General features: G+C 35.3%; 4 protein-coding genes. 1 reads left to right on the top strand and 3 read right to left on the bottom strand.

Annotated features, from left to right (window positions below):
- Both L950_RS24760 and L950_RS24755 read right to left on the bottom strand, forming a co-directional pair.
- Positions 1–477 (bottom strand): Gfo/Idh/MocA family protein (locus L950_RS24760; protein ID WP_031289388.1); only part of this gene is annotated, 477 nt, incomplete at its 3' end.
- A 56-nt stretch (positions 478–533) separates the two neighbouring features.
- Entirely contained in the window at positions 534–1,322 is a 789-nt protein-coding gene (locus L950_RS24755; RefSeq protein ID WP_021191934.1) for a hypothetical protein, read from the bottom strand.
- Between the two features lie 91 nt (positions 1,323–1,413).
- On the opposite strand from L950_RS24755, the gene def reads away from it, so the two are divergent.
- Positions 1,414–1,995 carry a peptide deformylase gene (gene def, locus L950_RS24750; RefSeq protein ID WP_021191933.1) on the top strand — a complete coding sequence of 194 codons (582 nt, stop codon included), beginning with the start codon at positions 1,414–1,416 and terminating at the stop codon, positions 1,993–1,995.
- Between the two features lie 43 nt (positions 1,996–2,038).
- On the opposite strand, the gene L950_RS24745 is transcribed toward def, so the two are convergent.
- Positions 2,039–2,638: a trimeric intracellular cation channel family protein gene (locus tag L950_RS24745; RefSeq protein ID WP_156169863.1), complete on the bottom strand. Its 600-nt coding sequence runs from the start codon at positions 2,636–2,638 to the stop codon at positions 2,039–2,041.
- Positions 2,639–3,086 lie beyond the last annotated feature (448 nt).

The raw sequence follows: 3,086 nt of genomic DNA, 5'->3' as shown, positions 1-3,086 counted from the left end.
TTTACCAAAGTGACCAGCTTTAACCATTGCTTTCGCTTGTTTTACCATCGGATAACCGGAGTAAGTATGTGTTAAGCAAAGTGTTTTATTCGTGCTTTTTATTATTTCTTCTAAAGATTTTGCTTCTTCTAACGTTAAGGTCATCGGTTTTTCAATGACAACATTGAAACCATTTTCCAAAGCCATTTTTGCAGGAGGATAATGCATGAAATTGGGTGTAACAATCGTTAAGAAATCCATGCGCTCTCCTTCTGGAAGCTGGCTTTCTTTTAAAATCATTTCCTCATAATTTGCATAGCAACGATTTTCTGGAATGAATAGATCTTCAGCAGACTGTTTGTTGATTTCAGGATTGATGCTGAATGAACCACATACAAGTTCGATTTTACCATCCATATTTGCCGCGATACGGTGTACAGCTCCGATGAAAGCATCGTTGCCCCCTCCGACCATACCCATTCGTAGTTTTCTCTTCATGTGATATATTTTATTATTTACTGTTTAGATTAATCGACAAGATACAAAAAATGATTTTATTTTATCGATAGAATCAGTTTAAGACTGCCCAAGTTTTCTTTTAAGTAGCCATCAGGAAATTCTTTTTGTAGGTTCTTATATTGATCTTCATCTCTAATGAGCACTCTTGATGTTCCATTTATCCAAAATTTAAGGGGTTCAAGTTCTGATTTTTTGACAAAACCAATTTTTTCTAATGAAGAATCTTGACTCCAATCCTTATCGGTATAGGTCATAATATCCTGAGGGTTGAAATCGTTGATAAATGCTTTAAGCAATTTGCTGATTCCCCCTACTACATTATAACCAAGTTTATTGCAAAATCTGATGAGTTCAAATGACCGATAGTTTTCAATCTTTAATTCAGGCATTTTTCTTCCTCCGCTAAATACGGCAAGAGAAACTAGTTCACCCTCTAAAAATAGACCGTACCGATATTTTCCTGGCATTGCCCCCTGCAAGTGGTTTTCTTCCAAGAATGCGATTGTATTTTTTTTATCGACACGAGCTACAACGGTATTTCTAGCGTAAGCTTTTTTCTGATGTAAGGCGATTGCCAGTATTCTTTTTAGAATGATAGCATATTTGCTAAATAATATATCTTCATCAATATGTACGATTTTTTGATTTTCTTCTGAAACCCGCTTCGTGATATTAGATCCGTAAAGATGAATTTTAAAAGGAAGCTCCTCTCCCGTTATTACCGTAAATACGGGGGATTTTTCGGAGACTAAAATCTGTGAATCGAAGCTCTTTCGTAATGCATTACAAAAGCGTTCTACTATTTGATGGTATGAATCTGTCATTTTCGAATAACAAAAATATGATTTATTAGAAACAAACTGTGGTTTTCGATTGAATTTTAATACGTATCTTTGTCCTTCAAAAAAATAAAGTATGAAACTTCCAATTGTGGCTTACGGAGACCCAGTTTTGCGTAAGGTAGCAGATGAAATAGATGAGGATTATCCAAACTTGAAACAACTTATTGCAGATATGTTTGAAACCATGTACGCAGCAAGTGGTGTTGGGTTAGCAGCCCCGCAAGTTGGTTTGCCAATTCGTCTTTTTGTAATCGACGCAACTCCTTTTGCTGAAGATATTGAAGAAGAAAAAGAAGTGTTGACAGCTTTCAAGAAAGTTTTCATTAATCCGATCATGGTTGAAGAGTCTGGTGAGAAATGGGCCTTTAATGAAGGATGCTTAAGTATTCCTGATATTAATGAGGATGTTTTGAGGCACCCGAATATTAAGATTAATTATCTGGATGAAAACTTTGAGGAGCACGAAATTGATTTATCCGGTTTAGCAGCGCGTGTTGTGCAACATGAATATGATCATATCGAAGGGAAATTGTTTACTGATAAATTGTCTACACTGAAAAAAACAATGTTGAAAGGAAAACTGGATACAATTTCTAAAGGGATGATCCGTGTTGGATATAAAATGAAATTTCCATTTCAAAAGAAAAAGCGTTAGTTATAATTAACGCTTTCTAATCATTCTCCACCTTAGCCACCCACTATCGGAAGGGAGAATTTATATTTACGGCTAAGATCCGAACTGTAAAGATCAACAATGCACTTAAAAAAGCATTTATGCCCTCGGAAAGGCCAAAATAAGGTAAGGTTACGTAAAGTATAGCCCCTGATAAACAAGCTGTTGCGTAAATTTCTTTTCTGAAAATTAATGGCGTTTCATTCATAAGGGTGTCCCGGATGACCCCTCCCATTACAGCCGAAAACATGCCTAGAATTACAGCCGCAATTGTAGAGCTTTCATAGGTAATGGATTTCTGTAAGCCAACAATAGTAAAGAAAGCGATCCCCATGGCATCAAAAAGTGTTAAAGTTCGGGAGAATCTATCTAATTTGTCGTTAAGGACTGCTGAGAGAAAAACCCCGATTAGTATAGCAATTAGATAATTTCCATCGTCAACCCAAATGGGACGAAGGTTTAGAAAAACATCCCGGAGTGAACCGCCCCCTATTGCTGTAACAAATCCTGTAAAAGTTGCACCGAAAATATCAATTTTTCTCCGATTAGCTGCCATGGCTCCTGAAATGGCAAAAAGCATTGTGCCCATTAAATCAGTATAGTATATATAATCAGGTCCTGTCATTTATGCTTATTCTATTGGTTTGGCGCTTAGTTGTATAGGTTGATTCGTATTTAATATACTTTTTTATCGTTTTATGATCCTGATTTTAAAAATGATTTTCCGATCACTTAATCTAATGTTTCGTCTATTCCAGCAGTAAATATAGTTTTTTATTTTACATCACGATAATGTTTAGCGCTAGTTCTGATCAATTTTTCTAGAGCGTGGTAAGAATCAATATCTTCTTTTTTGGAAGTTTGGAGATACCGACTATTACATGATCTGACTTTTATAATATAGTTCATAGATTTTATTTTTAAAATCTATGAAAGAAAAAATTACGTATTTGATGCAAATTGATTTTCGATTAGCTGTGTGAGCGTGATTATAAAGCAGCTCTTTAAACCAATTGAATCTGGACAAACCTACTATTACTGTTGTTAGCAGGGTGATACCATGTTATAAGCAA

Origin of the sequence: Sphingobacterium sp. IITKGP-BTPF85, assembly GCF_001006065.1 — a bacterium.
Classification (GTDB): Bacteria; Bacteroidota; Bacteroidia; order Sphingobacteriales; family Sphingobacteriaceae; genus Sphingobacterium; species Sphingobacterium anhuiense.
Note: the sequence above shows the minus strand (reverse complement) of the source record. Positions and strands in the feature narration are given on the sequence as shown.

What these genes read in the sequence shown, in the direction of transcription:
- L950_RS24755 (WP_021191934.1), bottom strand. Translation starts at nt 1,322, where the DNA reads ATGACAGATTCATACCATCAAATAGTAGAACGCTTTTGTAATGCATTA.
- L950_RS24745 (WP_156169863.1), bottom strand. Translation starts at nt 2,638, where the DNA reads ATGACAGGACCTGATTATATATACTATACTGATTTAATGGGCACAATG.
- def (WP_021191933.1), top strand. Translation starts at nt 1,414, where the DNA reads ATGAAACTTCCAATTGTGGCTTACGGAGACCCAGTTTTGCGTAAGGTA.